Source organism: Mesorhizobium sanjuanii (assembly GCF_002529485.1).
Classification (GTDB): domain Bacteria; phylum Pseudomonadota; class Alphaproteobacteria; order Rhizobiales; family Rhizobiaceae; genus Mesorhizobium; species Mesorhizobium sanjuanii.
On sequence record NZ_NWQG01000327.1, the window covers coordinates 1 to 546 of the forward strand.

A 546-nucleotide genomic window follows, 5' to 3' on the forward strand; every position below is an offset into this window, starting at 1 on the left:
GTTGGGGGTGGGGTGGTTGGAGGCGGAGTGGTGGTGGTGGTGGTGTTGTGTTCCTTGAAAAAGGACTGCATCGACGAGGTATTGCCAAGCGAGGTTTCGCCGTTCTGCGAGGCCCATTTGTAAGCCATGTCAAAGGCGGGATTGGGAACCAGCTTTTCCCAATGGTCCATCATGGTCTGCATCTGGGATGTGGTGGGCATGACATAGGAGCCGCCCGTATTGGTCGCCCAACCGCCACCGCCAAACGTCTGATAGACAGGAATGATCGCGCTCTGCGGGATGCCTGCCTCCAAAGCCGCGGCCACCGCCCTGTCGATGTAGTTGAAGTCCACCGCGGTGGTGCGCACCGGATAGGGATTGATGCCGTAATAATCGATGCCGGTGTTGGCGGGATTGTAGGTGTTGTTGTAATTGGAATCTGTGTACGACCCCATGTCCATCAGGGTAATAAAGGTCTTGGCGCCCGGAAAATGGGAATGGATCCAATCGGATTCCGCCTTCAGATTGGCAGCGCTCACTTTGGTGTGGTATTTGCCGGTCGGATCA

Annotated in this window: 1 pseudogene; it reads right to left on the minus strand. The window is 56.2% G+C overall.

The window, feature by feature from the left end:
• Positions 1 to 518, minus strand: a pseudogene (locus CN311_RS31715) (calcium-binding protein); the annotation flags it as partial.
• Positions 519 to 546 lie beyond the last annotated feature (28 nt).